This window comes from Metabacillus bambusae (assembly GCF_017497975.1).
GTDB lineage: Bacteria > Bacillota > Bacilli > Bacillales > Bacillaceae > Metabacillus > Metabacillus bambusae.
Genome location: NZ_JAGDEL010000002.1, coordinates 322,282 through 340,187, shown reverse-complemented (window position 1 = coordinate 340,187; position 17,906 = coordinate 322,282). Strand labels below are relative to the sequence as shown.

Below are 17,906 nucleotides of genomic sequence, written 5' to 3'. Positions count from 1 at the left end.
GAGTGGATATGATAAGATAAAGTTAAATGAAAATGTAGGTATAGGTGGTGATATGGTATGTCTTTAGATTTTTATTGGTATCCTAAATGTGGTACATGTCGTAAGGCGAAAAAATGGTTGGAAGAACACAATGTTAACTTTAATGAAATACATATAGTCGAGAATCCACCATCTAAGGAGGAGCTATCATCTTTATATAAGAAAAGTGGATTGGAGCTTAAAAAGTTCTTTAACACGAGCGGACAAAAATATCGCGAGCTTGGGCTTAAGGATAGATTAGCTACAATGTCTGAGGAAGAAATGATTGAAATATTATCTTCAGATGGTATGTTAATCAAACGACCAATTGCAGTTGGGGAAAAAACTGTCACAGTTGGGTTTAAGGAAGAACAGTATGCAGAAAATTGGGAAATTTTATAGATAATTCTTGCATAGTCTGCTATAAACTGGTACAACAATATTGACTAACTCAATAATTGTAATCATGTAATTAGAATCTAGGTCATCCCTAGTATATGACAAACTAAAAATCGAAATGAATGCTGGAGGTAATGTAAATGAACACACCGAAAGAACTTCGTTATTCTGAAGAACATGAATGGGTAAAAGTAGAAGGAGAAAAGGTTCGTATTGGTATTACAGATTTCGCACAATCTGAACTTGGCGATATCGTATTTGTAGAATTACCAGAGGTTGGCGACGAGGTTAAAGCGGACGAGCCATTCGGTAGCGTTGAGTCAGTGAAAACTGTATCTGAGCTATATGCACCAATCAGCGGTAAAGTAGTTGAAATCAATGAAGATCTTGATGACAGCCCTGAATTTGTAAATGAATCTCCATATGAAAAGGCTTGGATGATTGTTGTGGAACCTGCTAATGTGGCTGACGTAGAGAACTTAATGACAGCTGAGCAATATGAAGAAATGACAAATGAAGACTAATTAGCATGATATGATGAAATATGGACACCCTACAAATAGGTAAAGGAGGGTGTCCATATGTCTTTTGAAAAGCAACGTTTGGATATTACAGATCGAGTTGTAGGGAAATTTACTGATGGGCAATTAAATCTTTATCTTGAAAAAGAAAAGATTGGTCAGATGGTATCAGAAAATAATTATGAATTAAAATCAGGATATGAATTTAATAATAGTCGGTTTTATCAATTTGCAGATGGTCTAACTGGATCAGACCAAAAATATGTTGACTGTGATGACGAAAATGGCTGGTGCTAAAAGCAGTGGAAAGTTCCACTGCTCTTTTTTTAAATGTGGTCGTTTCTTTCTAGTTTTTTCAAAGGTAGTATTAGCTGTTTAAATAAAACTTAAGAAAAAACATTAATAAAAAGGAAACAACCTCGACAAATCGAATAGTTTATAGAAAAGACTTTTACTATAAAAACAGGTGATGTTTATGTCGTTAGTTGAGGTTGAAAAAGTGTTAATTGTCGAAGGGAAATCAGATAAAAAGAAAGTACTAAATGTGTTAAATGAATCAATCGAAATTATCTGCACAAATGGTACGATAAGTGTAACAAAGCTTGATGAATTAATTGATGAATTATTTTTAAAAGATGTTTATATTTTAGTGGACTCTGATGATGCAGGGGATCGACTTCGTAAACAATTCAAAAGGGAATTTCCAGAGGCGTCGCATATCTATATCGACAGATCATATCGAGAAGTAGCGACTGCACCAGATCATCATGTTGCTTCTGTTTTACTAAGTGCTAATATTGATGTGGATGCGAGATTTCTATAGAAAGGTGTAACATTATTTAAATATGATTGAATGGGAAGAGAAACAGCTTACTATACAAAGAGAAGGTCTAATGGTTTTGTATTTATACACTCCGATGTGTGGAACATGTCAAGTAGCTAAACGAATGTTATCTGTCGTAGATGAGTTAGTACCGGCTGTTCGCATCTATTCGGTTAACTTAAATTACTTTCCTAACGAGGCTAAAGAGCTTGGAATTGAAAGTGTGCCTTGCTTGCTTATTTATGAAAATGGCCAAGAAAAGGAGAAGATTTATGCGTTTCAATCAGTTGGATACTTACTTGAAAAAATAAAGCAATATTCCAACCTAAATGGGCAGAATGCCTGACTTAAGATTCTTAATAAAACAAATAAGATAGATAGTATAAAACTGTCCTAAAGATTCGATAAGTCTCGCGAATATGACATATTTCTTGGGAAATATTAATAATCCCACAAATAATGAATAAATAAGCAGAAACTGTCGACTTATTTATAAAGGATTCTTCCGTGATTCAATGAAGTTATTATATAGCTTGATTGATATCGGAGGTTTTTTTATGTATATGACAACGTTTATTTCTAATTTTAATAAAGCTCGGTTTTTAACTCCAATACTCTTGAATCAAACTCTAATAGTAGAAATAAAACCTCAACAAGAGACTAGTCATTTTATTGAACTTTCATCAAAAGGCGCAAAAACATTACATACCCATCCTTCGAAGATTGACTTTGTCTTGGAAGGAGAAGGTGATGACCTCGAACAAGTATTGTTAAACACTGTAAGCTTAAAACAATTAATTGCTTTTGGGAAAATTACGATTAAAGGCTCTTATCGTGATTTTTTAAAATTCGAGGCAATCATAAAGTTAAGTTGATAAGGGGAAATCCTTGAAACTGAAGTTTGAAATCGTTTACTAAATAGGTAGTCTAATAGATATAGAAATTTCGCATCTTAGAATTCAAAACCAACGGTGAAGTATATTTTGTTAAAAACATCTTATAAGAGGAGGAAATAAGATGCAAGAGAAAAATTATCGGCCTGAAACGGTCACAATTCACGGAGGTTTAAAGAAAGATTCAATGACAGGTGCCAGGTCTGTACCTATTTATCAATCAAATGCTTACTTATTTGAGAATACAGAACACGCAGCGAACCTCTTCGGTTTAAAAGAACCAGGATACATATATACCCGAATTCATAATCCAACTTCAACTGTTTTTGAAGAAAGAATTGCACAGCTTGAAGGTGGCATAGGTAGCTTAGCAGTATCTAGTGGAATGGCAGCGATAACACTTTCGATTTTAAATATTGCTGGAGCAGGTGATGAAATTGTATCTGCTTCAACATTATACGGAGGAACTTACAATCTTTTTGCAAATACATTACCTAAATATGGAATAGACACAATGTTTGTTGATCCGAAAAATCCTGAAAACTTCCGTTCTGCTATTTCACCTAAAACAAAAGCTATATTTGCTGAAACCATTGGAAATCCAAGTTTAGATGTACTTGATATTGAAGCTGTCGCGAATATAGCGCATGAAGCTGGGATTCCGTTAATTGTAGATAATACATTTGCTACACCTTATCTTTGCCGGCCGATTGAACATGGTGCAGATATCGTTATCCACTCAGCAACAAAATGGTTATTAGGAAATGGGACAACTCTAGGAGGAGTAATCGTTGATGGTGGGAAGTTTGATTGGAATAACCCTAAATTCCCTGGTTTTACGACACCTGATCCGAGTTATCATGACCTAGTATATGCAGAAGCATTAGGCGAGCAGGCATTCATTATTAAAGCTAGAGTTCAATTACTAAGAGACTTAGGTCCCGCAATTAGCCCATATAATGCATTCCAATTCACACTAGGATTAGAAACTCTTCATGTTCGAATGAAGGAGCATGTTGCTAATGCTAGAAAGATGGTTAAGTATTTAGAGCAGCACCCTTCTGTTGAATGGGTTCTATATCCTGAACTTTCGGATCATCCTGCAAAAGATTTAGCAGCAAAATATTTACCTAATGGTGCTGGGTCCGTTATCGTTTTCGGAATAAAAGGTGGACGAGAGGCAGGAGCTACTGTTATTAATAATGTAGAACTGTGGTCACACGTTGCGAACGTAGGGGATGCCAAAAGTTTAATCATCCATCCTGCTAGTACAACACATCAACAGTTAAGTACAGAGGACTTAAAAAGATCGGGTGTAACGGAGGACTTAATTCGCTTATCGGTTGGAATAGAGCATATTCAAGATATCATCGATGATCTTGATCAAGCTATTTACAAAGCAACTGGCGTTAAGGGAACCGAAAGTGTCCATATATAATATTTAGTGTTAAAGAATGGCTCTTTTCTAAGAGATTGTTGCTTTTAAAACGAAAACTGTTGAGGTAGATTGGAACGTATTGCGAGACTCCTGCGGGAGTAGCGGGACAGGTAAGACCCCGCAGGCGTTTACGCCGAGGATGCTCATCGTTCGCCTCGCGGAAAGCGAGCAACTGGAAAAGAAATCACCACACCGCAATTCTTGGTAAATAGCAACAAAGTTTGCGAAAACAGTCTAAAGAATAAAGGGGATGACTATTCATACAAAGTCATCCCCTTTTATAGTTGGAGTTATCTTATAATAGTTTATCACTAAAATAAAATGCAATTATTAGAAAAAAGAGAATTTGTTTGACATGATTTTAATGAGCATGATACAATCACAAACGTACTTAAGCTCACTTAAATTAATTTAAACTTTAATTATATACGTAGTTCTCTTATCAAGAGAGGTGGAGGGAAGTGCCCTATGAAGCCCGGCAACCATCAACATTTGTTGAAGTGGTGCCAATTCACACAAAGCTATTAAGCTTTGAGAGATGAGAGAAAGGACATTTTTGTGCCTTTCTGCTCATTGCAGAAGGGTTTTTTCTTTATCAAAATACTATATTGCAACATGGATTTTTCATAAAAGTGAAAGATTGAAGTGAGGTATTCGAACTGAAAGAAGGTGACAACTTGATTACATTAGAGAATGTTAATAAAGTTTATCAAACAAAATCAGGTAATGTAACTGCTGTTAATAATGTGAATCTGAAAATTGAAAAGGGCGAAATTTTCGGAATTATTGGATATAGTGGGGCAGGTAAAAGTTCACTAATCCGATTGTTAAATGGATTGGAAAAACCAACAAGTGGTAATATTAGTGTTGCCGGTAGTCAAATAGATTCGATTGGTGGAGTGAAATTACGAAAAGCACGCTTAGAAATAAGTATGATTTTTCAGCATTTCAACCTTTTATGGTCAAGAACAGTGAGAGAAAATATTGCTTTTCCACTAGAAATTGCAGGTGTGAAAAGAGCAAAGAGATTAAAACGAGTGGATGAACTAATCAAGCTTGTAGGACTTGAAGGTCGTGAAGATGCTTATCCCTCACAATTAAGTGGTGGGCAAAAGCAACGTGTTGGAATTGCGAGAGCATTAGCTAATAACCCTAAAGTATTATTATGTGATGAAGCTACGTCAGCTTTAGATCCCCAAACAACTGATTCTATATTAGATCTGCTCGTAGATATTAATAAACGACTTGGACTTACCATTGTGCTAATTACTCATGAGATGCATGTTATTAGAAAAATATGTCATCGTGTAGCAGTGATGGAAAATGGCCAAGTTGTTGAAGAAGGGAATGTACTTGACGTTTTCAAGCATCCTAACCAACCGATTACAAAGCGCTTTGTGAAACAAGTTACAGAACCTGAGGAAACGAATGAAGTAGTGGCAAATCTTTTAGAGAATTATCCAAAGGGTAAGGTTATTCAATTAACCTTTGTTGGTGAATCAGCAGAACAACCATTGATAACAAATCTAATTAGAAAGTTTGCAATCGACGTAAATATTTTACAAGGGAAGATTTCACAAACACAAAGTGGTTCATATGGAAGTCTGTTTATTCATTTAGATGGTGATGAACAAGAACTAAATAGAGCATTAGAATTTATTTATAATCAACACATTGAGGTGGAGGTGATTGCCAATGCTTGAACAACTTCTACCTGAAGTGGATTGGGAAAAGGTCTTGGAAGCCACAAAGGAAACAATCTATATGACGAGCTTATCGGTTGTGGCGACATTTATTTTAGGAATTATTCTAGGTTTGTTGTTATTTTTAACGGCAAAGGGAAACATATGGGAAAGTAAGTATGTTAATAGTCTAGTTGCAGGAATTGTTAATGTATTCAGATCAATACCATTTATTATTTTAATTATTTTATTATTACCTTTTACAAAAGTACTTGTTGGAACAATACTAGGTGCTAATGCCGCATTACCAGCGTTAATAATCGGGGCAGCCCCTTTTTATGGGCGTATGGTCGAGATTGCCTTAAGGGAAATTGATAAAGGTGTAATTGAAGCCGCGAAATCAATGGGTGCTAAAACGAGCACAATTATTTGGAAGGTTCTTTTACCCGAAGCAATGCCAGCGTTAGTTTCTGGTATAACAGTTACCGCTATTGCGTTAATAGGGTATACAGCAATGGCAGGTGCAATTGGTGCTGGTGGATTAGGGAATCTAGCATTTATGGAAGGCTTTAACCGTGGGAATAATCAAGTTACATTAATTGCAACGGTTATCATATTAATTTTCGTGTTTATCATCCAAATTATTGGAGATATCATAACTAAGTCGATTGACAAACGATAGGAGGAAGAAAAATGAAAAAAGCTTTATTAATAATTATATTTACGATTTTCACAACAGCACTTGTTGCTTGTGGAGGGGCGTCACAGGAAGGAACTGAAGGTTCTGAAGGAGAGGCAAAAACATTAAAAGTAGGTGCATCACCTGTACCACATGTTGAGATATTAGAAGAAGCAAAACCTTTATTGGAAGAAAAAGGGATTGAGTTAGATATAGTAGAATTTACAGATTATGTTTTACCAAATAAGACATTAGCTGAAGAAGAGTTAGATGCAAACTACTTCCAACATGAGCCTTACTTAGAGTCTCAAATTGCTGATAATAATTATAAGTTTGTGAGTGCTGGTGGAGTCCATATCGAGCCGATTGGTGTTTATTCAAAACGCCATAAGTCATTAGAAGATCTACCAGATGGTGCAAAAATTATTATGAGTAACTCTGTTGCTGATCACGGTCGTATGCTTTCTTTGTTAGAAGAGAAAGGTTTAATTACGATTAAAGAGGGCGTTGAAAAAACAGCAGCAACGATTGAAGATATTGCAGAGAATCCTAAAAATTTAGTGTTTGAAGCTGATATTGAGGCAGCAATGCTTACAAAGGCTTATGAAAATGATGAAGCAGATGCTATTCTAATTAACGGTAACTATGCACTAGATGCTGATTTAAACCCAGCTGAAGATGCAATTGCTCTAGAATCACCGGAGAACAATCCTTATGTAAACCTAATTGTTGTTCGCGAGGGTGACGAAGACAGAGAAGAAATTAAAGCATTAGTAGAAGTATTACAATCAGAAGAGATCCAAGAATTTATCGAAACAAAATACAAAGGTTCTGTTATTTCTGCTGCAAAAAGTGAATAATTAGAAAAAGAGGCTGACAATGGGAAATTGTTGGCCTCTATTTGTTCTTGTCTAGGAAATTATAAAACTATCTAGTACTGTGGCTAAACGCTAGGCATCGAGCTCCAGCGCTTAGCTCCTCGAGGTCATAAGATGATTTAGAATTGAAGGCAAAGAACGCCTTCTATTCTAAATCATCTTATTTGCCTTAGGCTGATCAAGACGCCCTGAGCTTTTGTTCAGTACCAATCTCCATCTCATTTTTAGCATACATTTTTTTATTTAAAGCATACTAACCGTGAAAAAATGCTGAATGGAGTTGTAGGAAATGGAACATATTCATGAACCGAGAAATTCAACTGAAGCTGCTTTACTCGAATTCAAAAGTGGTATAGGAACATTCACACAAAAAATGCCAGAGATTGCACATCATTACAATGCATTTACTGAGGCTTGTTTTAAGGAAGGGAAATTATCACAAAAGCAAAAGCATTTAATTGCTTTAGGAATTAGTATTCAATCTCAAGATGAATATTGCATGGTCTACCATACTAAGGGCTGCCTAGATCAAGGAGCGAGTGAAGAAGAAATCTTAGAGGCAATTGGTGTAACAGCTGCATTTGGCGGTGGTGCAGCTATGAGTCAAGCTGTAACACTTGTACAAGAGTGTATAACGGAACTAAATCAATTAAAACAATAAAATCTGTTATAGAACCTAGGACTAATTAGTAGGGATTATTTCTATTTTAATTGAAGCAAAATAATCTTAAGTGCGAGTATTCCAGAGGATGTTTGAGGAAATGTATAAAAACACGGTTTAATTTTTACAAAATGAATCATAATCGCTCTCAAAAGATTGTCACATAATCTGACGCACTTTGAGTTGTTTGAATATTCTTGATAAACTTTTTATGTAAATTAAAAGTTGAAAGGATTGATTCATTATCCACTCGAGTCAAGAAATGCTAGAACTCAACTACACAACTGAAATGGAAAAGGCAATGCATAATTCCCATGGCATTGGGTATGCTGAGTACTCACAAAAGCTTGAAAAAAGAATGGATGTAGAATTAAGTCGTGAAGAGGATTATCGCAAGAGTCAGTTGATTCATGCGGAAATAGAAAGAAGAATGAAAAAATAAGCATTTTAATGTTAAATAGAGAATATGGAAAGGACCAGTCGCAGACTGGTCCTTTTACATATATTAACTTAGGTAAGTTTGTCTTTATTATAGAATGTTTTTTTAAAAGGAAGTAAAAACTAATCTAAGTATGAAGGTAGATTCGCAGATCAATGTGTTATATAGTAGAAAAAGGCTCATTTCTCACTCTACATACATTTTGAATTAATACAGCTAATTATACAATCCTAGACAAAATTTGAGTCTGTTCCTTAAAGGTTGTATTCACTTTTGATTTGTTATAAGATAAGAATGAGAATAAATTGAGAATAAGTAAACTTTATATATTATGGAGGTATAGTTATGGCAGGTTCTACATTAATCATTAAGGATTTACACGTAGAAATTGATGGTAAAGAAATTCTAAAAGGTGTAAATCTCGAAATAAAAGGCGGAGAGTTCCATGCGATCATGGGACCTAACGGAACAGGTAAATCAACTTTATCATCAGCAATTATGGGTCACCCGAAATATGAAGTAACTAGTGGAAGTATTACTTTAGATGGTGAAGATGTATTAGAAATGGAAGTTGATGAGCGTGCCCGTGCTGGTCTATTCTTAGCAATGCAATATCCAAGTGAAATAAGTGGTGTTACGAACGCAGACTTCTTACGTTCATCAATCAATGCACGCCGTGAAGAGGGCGAAGAAATTTCTTTAATGAAGTTTATCCGTAAAATGGATGCTAATATGGAAGAATTAGAAATGGATCCAGATATGGCACAACGTTACCTAAATGAAGGTTTCTCTGGTGGAGAGAAAAAACGTAATGAAATCCTTCAATTAATGATGATCGAGCCAAAAATTGCGATTCTTGATGAGATAGATTCTGGTCTTGATATCGATGCTTTAAAAGTTGTAGCAAAAGGTATTAATAAAATGCGCAACGAAGATTTTGGTTGCTTAATGATTACTCATTATCAACGTTTATTAAATTACATTACACCAGATAAAGTGCATGTAATGATGCAAGGCCGTGTTGTGAAATCAGGTGGACCTGAGCTAGCACAACGCTTAGAAGCAGAGGGTTATGACTGGATTAAACAAGAATTAGGTATTGAAGACGAAACTGTTGGGCAAGAAGCATAAGCGCAAGGGGGAGTATAGGACGTATGGAAACGAAAACTTACAATCAGGACTATGTCACAAGCTTTTCAAAGCAGCTTGGTGAACCGGACTGGCTTACAGATCTTCGCTTACAAGCACTTGCAAAATCAGAGGATCTACCAATGCCTAGACCAGATAAAACGAAAATAGACAAATGGAATTTCACTAGCTTTAAGGAACATACAGTTACTAGTGAAAAACTAAATTCTTTAAATGATTTACATGAAGATGTAAAAGCTTTAATTGATATTGAGTCTGCTAACAAAAACTTATATGTTCAATTAAATAACACAGCAGCTTATACAACACTTTCTAATGAGTTAAAAGAGAAAGGTGTTATCTTAGCTGATATTCATACTGCTGCAAGTGAACATTCTGAATTAGTTCAAAAATACTTTATGAAAGATGGAGTAAAGGTTGACGAGCATCGTCTAACAGCTTTACATGCAGCTCTTTTAAATGGTGGGGTCTTCGTTTATGTTCCTAAGAATGTAGAGGTTGCTGAACCAATCCAAGCAATATTTGTACATGATAATCCTAATACTACGCTATTTAATCACGTAATTGTTGTTGCAGAAGATAACAGTGCTGTTACGTATGTAGAGAACTACATTTCAACTGTTCAAAATGTTGAAGGTGTCTTTAATATTATTACAGAGGTATTTGCTAATACAAATGCACGTGTAACCTACGGAGCCGTTGATACACTTGCAAAAGGTATTACAACATATGTAAACCGTCGTGGAATAGCTGGCCGTGACGCTCGCATTGAGTGGGCATTAGGGTTAATGAATGATGGCGATACAATTTCTGAAAATGTTACGAATCTAATCGGTGACGGTTCTTTCGGTGATACAAAGTCAGTTGTTGTTGGTCGTGGAGAACAAAAGCAAAACTTTACAACAAAAGTTGTACACTTTGGTAAGCACTCTGAAGGTTATATCCTAAAACATGGTGTTATGAAGGACAGTGCTTCATCTATTTTCAATGGTATTGGGAAAATTGAACATGGAGCTTCTAAATCAAATGCAGAACAAGAATCTCGCGTACTTATGCTAAGTGAAAAAGCACGTGGTGATGCAAACCCAATTTTATTAATTGACGAGGACGATGTAACAGCAGGTCATGCTGCATCTGTTGGACGTGTTGATCCAATTCAACTTTATTATTTAATGAGTCGTGGTATTCCGAAGGTAGAAGCGGAACGTCTAGTAATACATGGCTTTTTAGCACCAGTAGTAAACGTACTTCCAATCGAAGGCGTGAAAAAGCAGTTAGTTGAGGTTATTGAAAGGAAAGTTAAATAATGAATATCACTGATATTCGTCAGCACTTTCCGATTTTGGATCAGCAAGTAAATGGTCGGGACCTAGTTTATTTAGATAGTGCAGCAACTTCCCAAAAACCGATAGCTGTTATTGAAGCACTATCCACATATTATCGTGAATATAATTCTAATGTTCACCGTGGGGTGCATACACTTGGTACAAAAGCAACAGATGGATATGAAGGAGCCCGTGAAAAGGTTAGAAGATTTATTGGGGCGAAATCTATCCAAGAAATTATCTTTACCCGAGGTGCGACAACCGCGTTAAATATCGTTGCTCAAAGCTATGGTTTAACGAATGTTAAAGAAGGTGACGAAATTGTCATCACATACATGGAGCATCATGCTAATGTTATACCTTGGCAGCAAGTAGCAAAAGCTACTGGTGCGACGTTGAAATATATTCCTTTACAAGAAGATGGTACAATTGATTTACAGGATGTTGAAGAAACAGTCACTTCTAATACGAAAATTGTTTCGGTCATGCAGGTATCAAATGTACTTGGTACAATCAACCCAATCAAAGAAATCGCTAAAATTGCTCATAAACATGGAGCGGTCATGGTTGTTGATGGTGCCCAAAGCTCGCCACATATGAAGATCGATGTGCAAGATTTAGATTGTGATTTCTTTGCTTTTTCAGGTCACAAAATGTGTGGTCCAACAGGTATCGGTGCTTTATATGGCAAGAGAGAGCTTCTTGAAAAAATGGAACCAGTTGAATTTGGCGGAGAAATGATTGATTTTGTAGGCTTACAGGAATCAACATGGAAAGAGCTTCCTTGGAAATTTGAAGCTGGGACTCCAATCATCGCTGGAGCAATTGGTCTTGGTGCGGCAATAGACTTTCTTGAACAAATTGGCTTAGATCAGATCGAAGCATATGAGCATAAATTAGCTCAATATGCGTTAGACCAACTAAGCCAAGTAGATGGTCTAACAATCTATGGACCAAAGCATCGTGCTGGATTAGTTACTTTTAATATAGAGGATGTTCATCCACATGATGTTGCAACAGTTTTAGATGCTGAGGGAATTGCTGTTCGTGCAGGCCACCATTGTGCACAGCCTCTTATGAAGTGGTTAAAAGTATCTGCTACAGCAAGAGCTAGTTTTTATCTGTATAACACAGAAGAGGAAATTGAAAAATTAGTTTCTGGTATCATTAAAACAAAGGAGTACTTCAGTAATGTCTAATCATATTAATCTTGACACCTTATACCGCCAGGTCATTATGGATCATTACAAGAACCCTAGGAACAAAGGGATTCTTGATAACAGTCTAACTGTCGATATGAATAATCCTACTTGTGGAGATCGTATCCGCCTAACACTGGATCTTGAAGATGGTGTGGTAAAGGATGCTAAGTTTGAGGGAGAAGGCTGCTCCATCTCAATGTCATCTGCATCAATGATGACTCAAGCAATTAAAGGAAAAACACTTGATAAAGCGTTAAAGCTTTCTGATATATTTTCGAATATGATGCTAGGAAAAGAGTATGATGACGATATTGATTTAGGTGATATCGAAGCATTACAAGGTGTAACTAAATTTCCTGCACGTATTAAATGTGCCACATTAGCTTGGAAAGCAATGGAAAAGGGCATTAATAGCAACAATGAATAAGTCATTAGGGGTATCCCTAATATTCTAAATGGATAGGAGTGAATGTAGATGGCAAAAAAGGCACCTGAAATAGGCGATTACAAATACGGGTTTGCTGATAAGGATGTTTCCATCTTCCGTTCAGAACGAGGGTTAACGAAAGAGATCGTTGAAGAAATCTCTCGTATGAAAAATGAACCACAGTGGATGTTAGATTTTCGTTTGAAATCGTTAGAACATTTTTATAGTATGCCAATGCCACAATGGGGTGGCGATATGGCTTCATTGAATTTTGATGAAATTACGTACTATGTTAAACCTTCGGAAAAATCAGAGCGTTCATGGGATGAAGTTCCTGAAGAGATTAAAAGCACATTTGACAAGCTAGGTATTCCAGAAGCTGAACAAAAATATTTAGCTGGTGTATCTGCACAATATGAATCAGAGGTTGTTTACCACAATATGAAAGAAGACCTTGAAGATCTAGGTATCGTCTTTAAGGACACAGATACTGCTTTAAAAGAAAATGAAGATATTTTCCGTGAGCATTTCGGTAAGGTAATTCCACCTACTGATAATAAATTCTCTGCTCTTAATTCTGCAGTATGGTCTGGTGGATCATTCATCTACGTACCAAAAGGTATTAAAGTTGATACACCATTACAAGCCTACTTCCGTATCAACTCTGAAAATATGGGTCAATTCGAGCGTACACTTATCATTGTTGACGAAGGCGCACATGTTCATTATGTAGAAGGTTGTACGGCACCAGTTTACACAACAAATTCACTTCATAGTGCTGTTGTAGAAATTATTGTTAAAGATGGCGGGTATTGCCGTTATACGACGATTCAAAACTGGGCAAACAATGTATTTAACCTTGTAACAAAGCGTGCTGTTTGTGAAGCGAACGCAACAATGGAATGGATCGATGGGAACATCGGATCTAAACTTACAATGAAATATCCTGCGGTTATCCTTAAAGGTGAGGGAGCTCGAGGAATGACGCTATCTATCGCTATTGCAGGTAAAGGTCAGCATCAAGATGCTGGTGCGAAAATGATTCACTTAGCACCAAATACTTCTTCAACGATTGTTTCTAAATCCATCTCTAAACAAGGTGGTAAAGTAACATATCGTGGAATTGTACAATTCGGTCGTAAAGCAGATGGCGCAAGATCAAATATTGAATGTGATACACTTATTATGGATAATCAATCTACATCAGATACGATTCCTTATAATGAGATCATGAATGACAATATTTCTCTTGAGCACGAAGCAAAGGTTTCTAAAGTTTCTGAAGAACAATTATTCTATCTTATGAGCCGTGGTATCTCAGAAGAAGAAGCAACAGAAATGATTGTAATGGGCTTTATTGAGCCATTTACAAAAGAGCTTCCAATGGAATATGCAGTTGAGATGAATCGTCTAATCAAGTTTGAAATGGAAGGTTCTATCGGATAACATAATGGGGACTGACAGGAATGTCAGTCCCTTTTATATTCGTTTAAATATTTTTGTTTAGGCTCTAAGAGATTGTTGCTTTTAAAACAAAAACTATTTAAGATTAATTGGAGCGGAAATCAACTACACCGCATTACTTGGTAAATAGCAACAAAATTTTCGAAAACAGCCTTAATTTAAAACACCTCTTAAAGAAATTCCTTCATAAAAATACGCACCTTTTTCAAAATCAGTTCGATGTTAATCACCCCATGTCATGGTATAGTAGATTTAGAAAAACTTAAAATTTAACATGTTCCAAAGGATGATTTGATTGACGACAATTCAAATTGGTCTAACGGGGTGGGGAGATCACGATTCACTCTATCCTTCAAAAACGAATCCTACAAATAAATTACAGGAATATGCTGCACATTTTCCTACAGTTGAAATTGATGCTAGCTTTTATGCCATTCAACCCGAACGAAATATTGAGAAATGGTTAAGTGAAACTCCTGATACCTTCCAATTTATACCAAAGGCATATCAAGGAATGACAGGACATCTTCGAGGAGAAAACCTCTTCGAAACTAAACAAGCTATGTTTAAAGCGTACATAAAATCAATCGAACCACTAAAAAGAGCTAATAAGCTTGCAATGGTCTTATTTCAATTTCCTCCATGGTTTCAATGTAATAAAGAAAATGTTATGTATTTAAAGTGGTGCAGAGAACAAATGAGTGATTATGAAGTAGCACTTGAATTTCGCAATCGATCATGGTTCTCGCACGTCCATTACGAAAAAACACTACAGTTTATGGAATCTGAAAAATGGATTCATAGTATTGTTGATGAACCACAAGCAGGGGAAAGGTCGATCCCAACTGTTCTTCATCCTACTGATTCTAGTAAAACGCTTATTCGTTTGCATGGAAGAAATGTTCATGGTTGGAATAAGCCAGCTTCTGGTAAAGATTGGAGAGATGTCCGATATTTGTATCGGTATAATCAGGAAGAGTTACTAGAATGGAAAGATCATTTGAGTTCACTTCAAAACCTATCTAAAACCATTTATATGCTCTTTAATAATAATTCAGGCGGAGATGCTGCAGAAAATGCAAAAATGATGATAAATCTATTAGACATCACCTATACTGGATTGGCAGAAAAACAATTAAGCTTATTCAGTATTGAAGAGGAGCAATAATAAAATATGGAGTGGATAACTTTAGTGGTTGTAGGTGTTATTGCAGGAACTATCGGAAGTCTAGTTGGTTTAGGTGGAGGAATTATCGTTGTTCCTTTGCTGCTAACTTTAGGCTCCTACTTACCTACATTTGAAAGTGTGTCACCACAGGTAGCGGTAGGTACATCATTATTAGTTGTGATCTTTACTGGACTTTCATCCACACTAACGTATATGAAATATAAAAAAGTTGATTATAAAAGTGGACTTATCTTTTTTATCGGAAGTGGACCAGGTGGAATCGTAGGTGCATACGCAAATAAGTTTTTTAATACGACTTCTTTCTCAATATGGTTTGGTTTATTTATGATCCTCGTCTCTATTATATTAATGGTTAAGGATAAGCTTCCACAAAGGAAACAGCAACCTGGTATTAAGGTGATTCGTTCGTACATAAGTGAAAATGGAACTGAAATCTCTTATTCCTTTCATCCTGGACTAGGCGTTTTAATAGCATTTGTTGTTGGGTTCATTTCAGGATTATTTGGCATTGGCGGTGGTGCTCTAATGGTGCCGGCGATGATCCTATTGTTCATGTTCCCACCGCATATTGCAGTTGCAACATCAATGTTTATTATATTCCTTTCAGCTTCTACTAGCTCAATTACTCATATTGCATTAGGAAACATAAACTGGCTATATGCAGCAGTACTTATTCCAGGTGCGTGGTTTGGAGGCAGATTTGGAGCCGTTCTTAATACGAAATTAAAAGGCAAGACAATTGTTAATTTATTAAGAATCGTGTTAATCATTGCTGGCTTAAAATTAATATTCGAGGGTTTCACTGGATCATAAAATTTAGAAATAAGAGATGTAAGAGTACATGGGTAGCATCAGTTACAACCTTATGAATAAGGGGAGAGGAACATGCTAGAGAAAATTCACCTTTATCATACAAATGATTTACATAGTCATTTTGAAAATTGGCCAGCTATCGTCCAATTTTTAAAAAATAAAAAGAAATTGCATGAACAAAATAAAGAGCAAATGCTTCTTGTTGATATTGGCGATCACGCAGACCGCTTTCATCCAATAACAGAAGCAACACAAGGTAAGGCAAACGTAACTTTATTAAATATGCTTCAGTATGATGCGGTGACTATAGGTAATAATGAAGGGATTACTTTTTCTCATGACGACTTAAATTCGTTATATGATGAAGCGAACTTTTCAATCATCATATCAAATTTATATACAGAGCTTGGAGAACGACCACCTTGGGTTATCCCTTATCAAATAGTGACATTAAATAATGGGGTAAAGTTAGCGATTTTAGGAGTTACGGTATTTTATGAAAAATTTTATGAGTTACTTGGTTGGAAAATAAAAGATCCTTTTCAGAGCTTATTAGAAACAGTAAATCAAGTGAAGGAACAAGTAGATATCATTATTCTTCTCTCTCATCTTGGTATCAGTGATGATGAAATCATTGCAAGGGAATTTCCTGATATTGATATTATTATTGGTGGACATACACATCATGTATTACCTAATGGTGAAATGATTAATCATACGTTGGTTGCTGGTGCCGGAAAGTATGGACAATATGTCGGTCATATCTCACTTACGATCAATAACAAACAAAAAATGTTGGTAGATCGTAAAGCTTCTATATATCCTATGAATGAACAAAAGGAAATCTGTCAAGAAACAGAGGCATGGTTACAACATAAATTAGTAGATAGTGAATCAAAGCTATCTGAAGTTGTAGGAGTACTACTGGATGATTTATCATTAGACTGGTTTAATGAATCATCATTACCGTTATTATTAGTCCGTGCAATTCGTGAATGGTGTGATGGAGAAGTTGCAATGGTAAATTCAGGAATGTTGTTAGAACCTTTAAGCAAAGGTCCTGTCACGAAAAAGGATCTCCATCGAATATGCCCACATCCTATTAATCCATGTAAGGTCGATTTAAAAGGTGATGTACTAAAAGAGGTAATTATCCAAGCAAGAGAAGAAAAAATGGAACACTTAAAATTAAAAGGTTTAGGCTTTAGAGGGAAAGTAATGGGGAGAATGGTATTCGATGGAATTGAGGTAAAGTCTGAGAAGCTAGCAGATGGTAAACAGCATGTTACAGATGTGTTAGTACATGGCAAGTCTATTGATCATCATCGAGTTTATTCTGTTGCTACAGTTGATATGTTTACTCTTGGACCATTGTATCCTGAAATAAGTCACGCGGAGAAAAAAATCTTTTATATGCCAGAACTTTTAAGGGATCTTTTAGCTTGGAAGTTAGGTGAAAATACACCATCTTTATAGGCTAACAATCTACACGTATCCTTTCCTTACTCATAAAGATATAGTAAGAAGGGAGTGTAGATAGTGATGGTTACCATGACACCAATTGTCATTGAAGGAATACAATTTACAGCAATCACAGTTGCTTTACCTAAAACGAACTTTATGGCAATCACCAACGACAAAGGGTATATTATGTGTGGTGCTCTCGATGTCGCTTTATTAAACGAAAAGTTAAAAGATAGAGGTATCATTGCAGGTAGAGCAGTCGGTGTTAGAACAATTGACCAATTACTTGAGGCGCCATTAGAATCTGTCACATATGAGGCAGAGAAGCTTGGGATTGTTGTTGGAACAAAAGGAAAAGATGCCTTACTTAAGATGGCATGAATCTTAGAATGTAAAAATGATAAAAAATGATGCTTACATCCCTCTTTACATGCATAAACAT

Annotated in this window: 21 protein-coding genes and 1 riboswitch; all 21 genes read left to right on the top strand. The window is 35.9% G+C overall.

What is annotated here, in order from left to right; translation table 11 throughout:
- The first annotated feature begins 57 nt into the window (after window positions 1–57).
- The 21 genes from I7822_RS04215 to I7822_RS04115 all read left to right on the top strand — a co-directional run bounded on the left by I7822_RS04215 (window position 58) and on the right by I7822_RS04115 (window position 17,845).
- Window positions 58–420, top strand: a complete 363-nt coding sequence (locus I7822_RS04215; RefSeq protein ID WP_207975509.1) for an arsenate reductase family protein — start codon at window positions 58–60, stop codon at window positions 418–420.
- Between the two features lie 137 nt (window positions 421–557).
- Window positions 558–941, top strand: coding sequence for a glycine cleavage system protein GcvH (gene gcvH, locus I7822_RS04210; protein ID WP_207975508.1), 384 nt, complete (start codon window positions 558–560; stop codon window positions 939–941).
- A gap of 57 nt (window positions 942–998) precedes the next feature.
- Window positions 999–1,235, top strand: a complete 237-nt coding sequence (locus I7822_RS04205) for a YusG family protein (protein ID WP_207975507.1) — start codon at window positions 999–1,001, stop codon at window positions 1,233–1,235.
- A 178-nt stretch (window positions 1,236–1,413) separates the two neighbouring features.
- Window positions 1,414–1,761, top strand: coding sequence for a toprim domain-containing protein (locus tag I7822_RS04200; protein WP_207975506.1), 348 nt, complete (start codon window positions 1,414–1,416; stop codon window positions 1,759–1,761).
- A gap of 22 nt (window positions 1,762–1,783) precedes the next feature.
- On the top strand, window positions 1,784–2,107 hold the full coding sequence (locus I7822_RS04195; RefSeq protein ID WP_207975505.1) for a thioredoxin family protein: 324 nt from the start codon (window positions 1,784–1,786) through the stop codon (window positions 2,105–2,107).
- Window positions 2,108–2,318: 211 nt separating this feature from the next.
- Entirely contained in the window at window positions 2,319–2,636 is a 318-nt protein-coding gene (locus tag I7822_RS04190) for an SCP2 sterol-binding domain-containing protein (RefSeq protein ID WP_207975504.1), read from the top strand.
- A gap of 142 nt (window positions 2,637–2,778) precedes the next feature.
- A complete protein-coding gene (locus I7822_RS04185) occupies window positions 2,779–4,092 on the top strand; it encodes an O-acetylhomoserine aminocarboxypropyltransferase/cysteine synthase family protein (protein WP_207975503.1) in 1,314 nt (437 codons plus the stop codon).
- A gap of 436 nt (window positions 4,093–4,528) precedes the next feature.
- Window positions 4,529–4,637, top strand: a riboswitch (SAM riboswitch).
- A gap of 132 nt (window positions 4,638–4,769) precedes the next feature.
- Entirely contained in the window at window positions 4,770–5,795 is a 1,026-nt protein-coding gene (locus I7822_RS04180; protein ID WP_207975502.1) for a methionine ABC transporter ATP-binding protein, read from the top strand.
- Window positions 5,788–6,456: a methionine ABC transporter permease gene (locus tag I7822_RS04175; RefSeq protein WP_207975501.1), complete on the top strand. Its 669-nt coding sequence runs from the start codon at window positions 5,788–5,790 to the stop codon at window positions 6,454–6,456. The genes I7822_RS04180 and I7822_RS04175 overlap by 8 nt, the downstream gene beginning before the upstream one ends.
- 11 nt (window positions 6,457–6,467) lie before the next feature.
- Window positions 6,468–7,313, top strand: coding sequence for a MetQ/NlpA family ABC transporter substrate-binding protein (locus I7822_RS04170; protein ID WP_207975500.1), 846 nt, complete (start codon window positions 6,468–6,470; stop codon window positions 7,311–7,313).
- A gap of 307 nt (window positions 7,314–7,620) precedes the next feature.
- Entirely contained in the window at window positions 7,621–7,992 is a 372-nt protein-coding gene (locus I7822_RS04165; RefSeq protein WP_066329940.1) for a carboxymuconolactone decarboxylase family protein, read from the top strand.
- Window positions 7,993–8,254: 262 nt separating this feature from the next.
- Complete coding sequence (locus I7822_RS04160; protein WP_066329942.1) at window positions 8,255–8,434, top strand: YuzK family famiily protein; 180 nt, start codon at window positions 8,255–8,257, stop codon at window positions 8,432–8,434.
- Window positions 8,435–8,776: 342 nt separating this feature from the next.
- Entirely contained in the window at window positions 8,777–9,562 is a 786-nt protein-coding gene (gene sufC, locus I7822_RS04155; protein ID WP_066329944.1) for a Fe-S cluster assembly ATPase SufC, read from the top strand.
- Window positions 9,563–9,585: 23 nt separating this feature from the next.
- Window positions 9,586–10,887, top strand: a complete 1,302-nt coding sequence (gene sufD / locus I7822_RS04150) for a Fe-S cluster assembly protein SufD (protein WP_207975499.1) — start codon at window positions 9,586–9,588, stop codon at window positions 10,885–10,887.
- Window positions 10,887–12,104 carry a cysteine desulfurase gene (locus I7822_RS04145; protein WP_207975498.1) on the top strand — a complete coding sequence of 406 codons (1,218 nt, stop codon included), beginning with the start codon at window positions 10,887–10,889 and terminating at the stop codon, window positions 12,102–12,104. The genes sufD and I7822_RS04145 overlap by 1 nt, the downstream gene beginning before the upstream one ends.
- A complete protein-coding gene (gene sufU, locus I7822_RS04140) occupies window positions 12,097–12,534 on the top strand; it encodes a Fe-S cluster assembly sulfur transfer protein SufU (RefSeq protein WP_066329948.1) in 438 nt (145 codons plus the stop codon). Before I7822_RS04145 ends, sufU begins: the two co-directional genes overlap by 8 nt.
- 48 nt (window positions 12,535–12,582) lie before the next feature.
- Window positions 12,583–13,980: a Fe-S cluster assembly protein SufB gene (gene sufB / locus I7822_RS04135; RefSeq protein ID WP_066329949.1), complete on the top strand. Its 1,398-nt coding sequence runs from the start codon at window positions 12,583–12,585 to the stop codon at window positions 13,978–13,980.
- A 313-nt stretch (window positions 13,981–14,293) separates the two neighbouring features.
- Window positions 14,294–15,166 carry a DUF72 domain-containing protein gene (locus tag I7822_RS04130; protein ID WP_207975497.1) on the top strand — a complete coding sequence of 291 codons (873 nt, stop codon included), beginning with the start codon at window positions 14,294–14,296 and terminating at the stop codon, window positions 15,164–15,166.
- 6 nt (window positions 15,167–15,172) lie between these two features.
- Window positions 15,173–16,000 carry a sulfite exporter TauE/SafE family protein gene (locus I7822_RS04125; protein WP_207975496.1) on the top strand — a complete coding sequence of 276 codons (828 nt, stop codon included), beginning with the start codon at window positions 15,173–15,175 and terminating at the stop codon, window positions 15,998–16,000.
- 72 nt (window positions 16,001–16,072) lie between these two features.
- Complete coding sequence (locus I7822_RS04120) at window positions 16,073–17,476, top strand: bifunctional metallophosphatase/5'-nucleotidase (protein WP_207975495.1); 1,404 nt, start codon at window positions 16,073–16,075, stop codon at window positions 17,474–17,476.
- A gap of 66 nt (window positions 17,477–17,542) precedes the next feature.
- Window positions 17,543–17,845: a YunC family protein gene (locus I7822_RS04115; RefSeq protein WP_207975635.1), complete on the top strand. Its 303-nt coding sequence runs from the start codon at window positions 17,543–17,545 to the stop codon at window positions 17,843–17,845.
- The last annotated feature ends 61 nt before the right edge of the window (window positions 17,846–17,906 follow it).

Coding starts and splice junctions, on each gene's coding strand:
- I7822_RS04215 (WP_207975509.1), top strand. CDS start 58: ATGTCTTTAGATTTTTATTGGTATCCTAAATGTGGTACATGTCGTAAG.
- gcvH (WP_207975508.1), top strand. CDS start 558: ATGAACACACCGAAAGAACTTCGTTATTCTGAAGAACATGAATGGGTA.
- I7822_RS04205 (WP_207975507.1), top strand. CDS start 999: ATGTCTTTTGAAAAGCAACGTTTGGATATTACAGATCGAGTTGTAGGG.
- I7822_RS04200 (WP_207975506.1), top strand. CDS start 1,414: ATGTCGTTAGTTGAGGTTGAAAAAGTGTTAATTGTCGAAGGGAAATCA.
- I7822_RS04195 (WP_207975505.1), top strand. CDS start 1,784: ATGATTGAATGGGAAGAGAAACAGCTTACTATACAAAGAGAAGGTCTA.
- I7822_RS04190 (WP_207975504.1), top strand. CDS start 2,319: ATGTATATGACAACGTTTATTTCTAATTTTAATAAAGCTCGGTTTTTA.
- I7822_RS04185 (WP_207975503.1), top strand. CDS start 2,779: ATGCAAGAGAAAAATTATCGGCCTGAAACGGTCACAATTCACGGAGGT.
- I7822_RS04175 (WP_207975501.1), top strand. CDS start 5,788: ATGCTTGAACAACTTCTACCTGAAGTGGATTGGGAAAAGGTCTTGGAA.
- I7822_RS04170 (WP_207975500.1), top strand. CDS start 6,468: ATGAAAAAAGCTTTATTAATAATTATATTTACGATTTTCACAACAGCA.
- I7822_RS04165 (WP_066329940.1), top strand. CDS start 7,621: ATGGAACATATTCATGAACCGAGAAATTCAACTGAAGCTGCTTTACTC.
- I7822_RS04160 (WP_066329942.1), top strand. CDS start 8,255: ATGCTAGAACTCAACTACACAACTGAAATGGAAAAGGCAATGCATAAT.
- sufC (WP_066329944.1), top strand. CDS start 8,777: ATGGCAGGTTCTACATTAATCATTAAGGATTTACACGTAGAAATTGAT.
- sufD (WP_207975499.1), top strand. CDS start 9,586: ATGGAAACGAAAACTTACAATCAGGACTATGTCACAAGCTTTTCAAAG.
- I7822_RS04145 (WP_207975498.1), top strand. CDS start 10,887: ATGAATATCACTGATATTCGTCAGCACTTTCCGATTTTGGATCAGCAA.
- sufU (WP_066329948.1), top strand. CDS start 12,097: ATGTCTAATCATATTAATCTTGACACCTTATACCGCCAGGTCATTATG.
- sufB (WP_066329949.1), top strand. CDS start 12,583: ATGGCAAAAAAGGCACCTGAAATAGGCGATTACAAATACGGGTTTGCT.
- I7822_RS04125 (WP_207975496.1), top strand. CDS start 15,173: ATGGAGTGGATAACTTTAGTGGTTGTAGGTGTTATTGCAGGAACTATC.
- I7822_RS04120 (WP_207975495.1), top strand. CDS start 16,073: ATGCTAGAGAAAATTCACCTTTATCATACAAATGATTTACATAGTCAT.
- I7822_RS04115 (WP_207975635.1), top strand. CDS start 17,543: ATGGTTACCATGACACCAATTGTCATTGAAGGAATACAATTTACAGCA.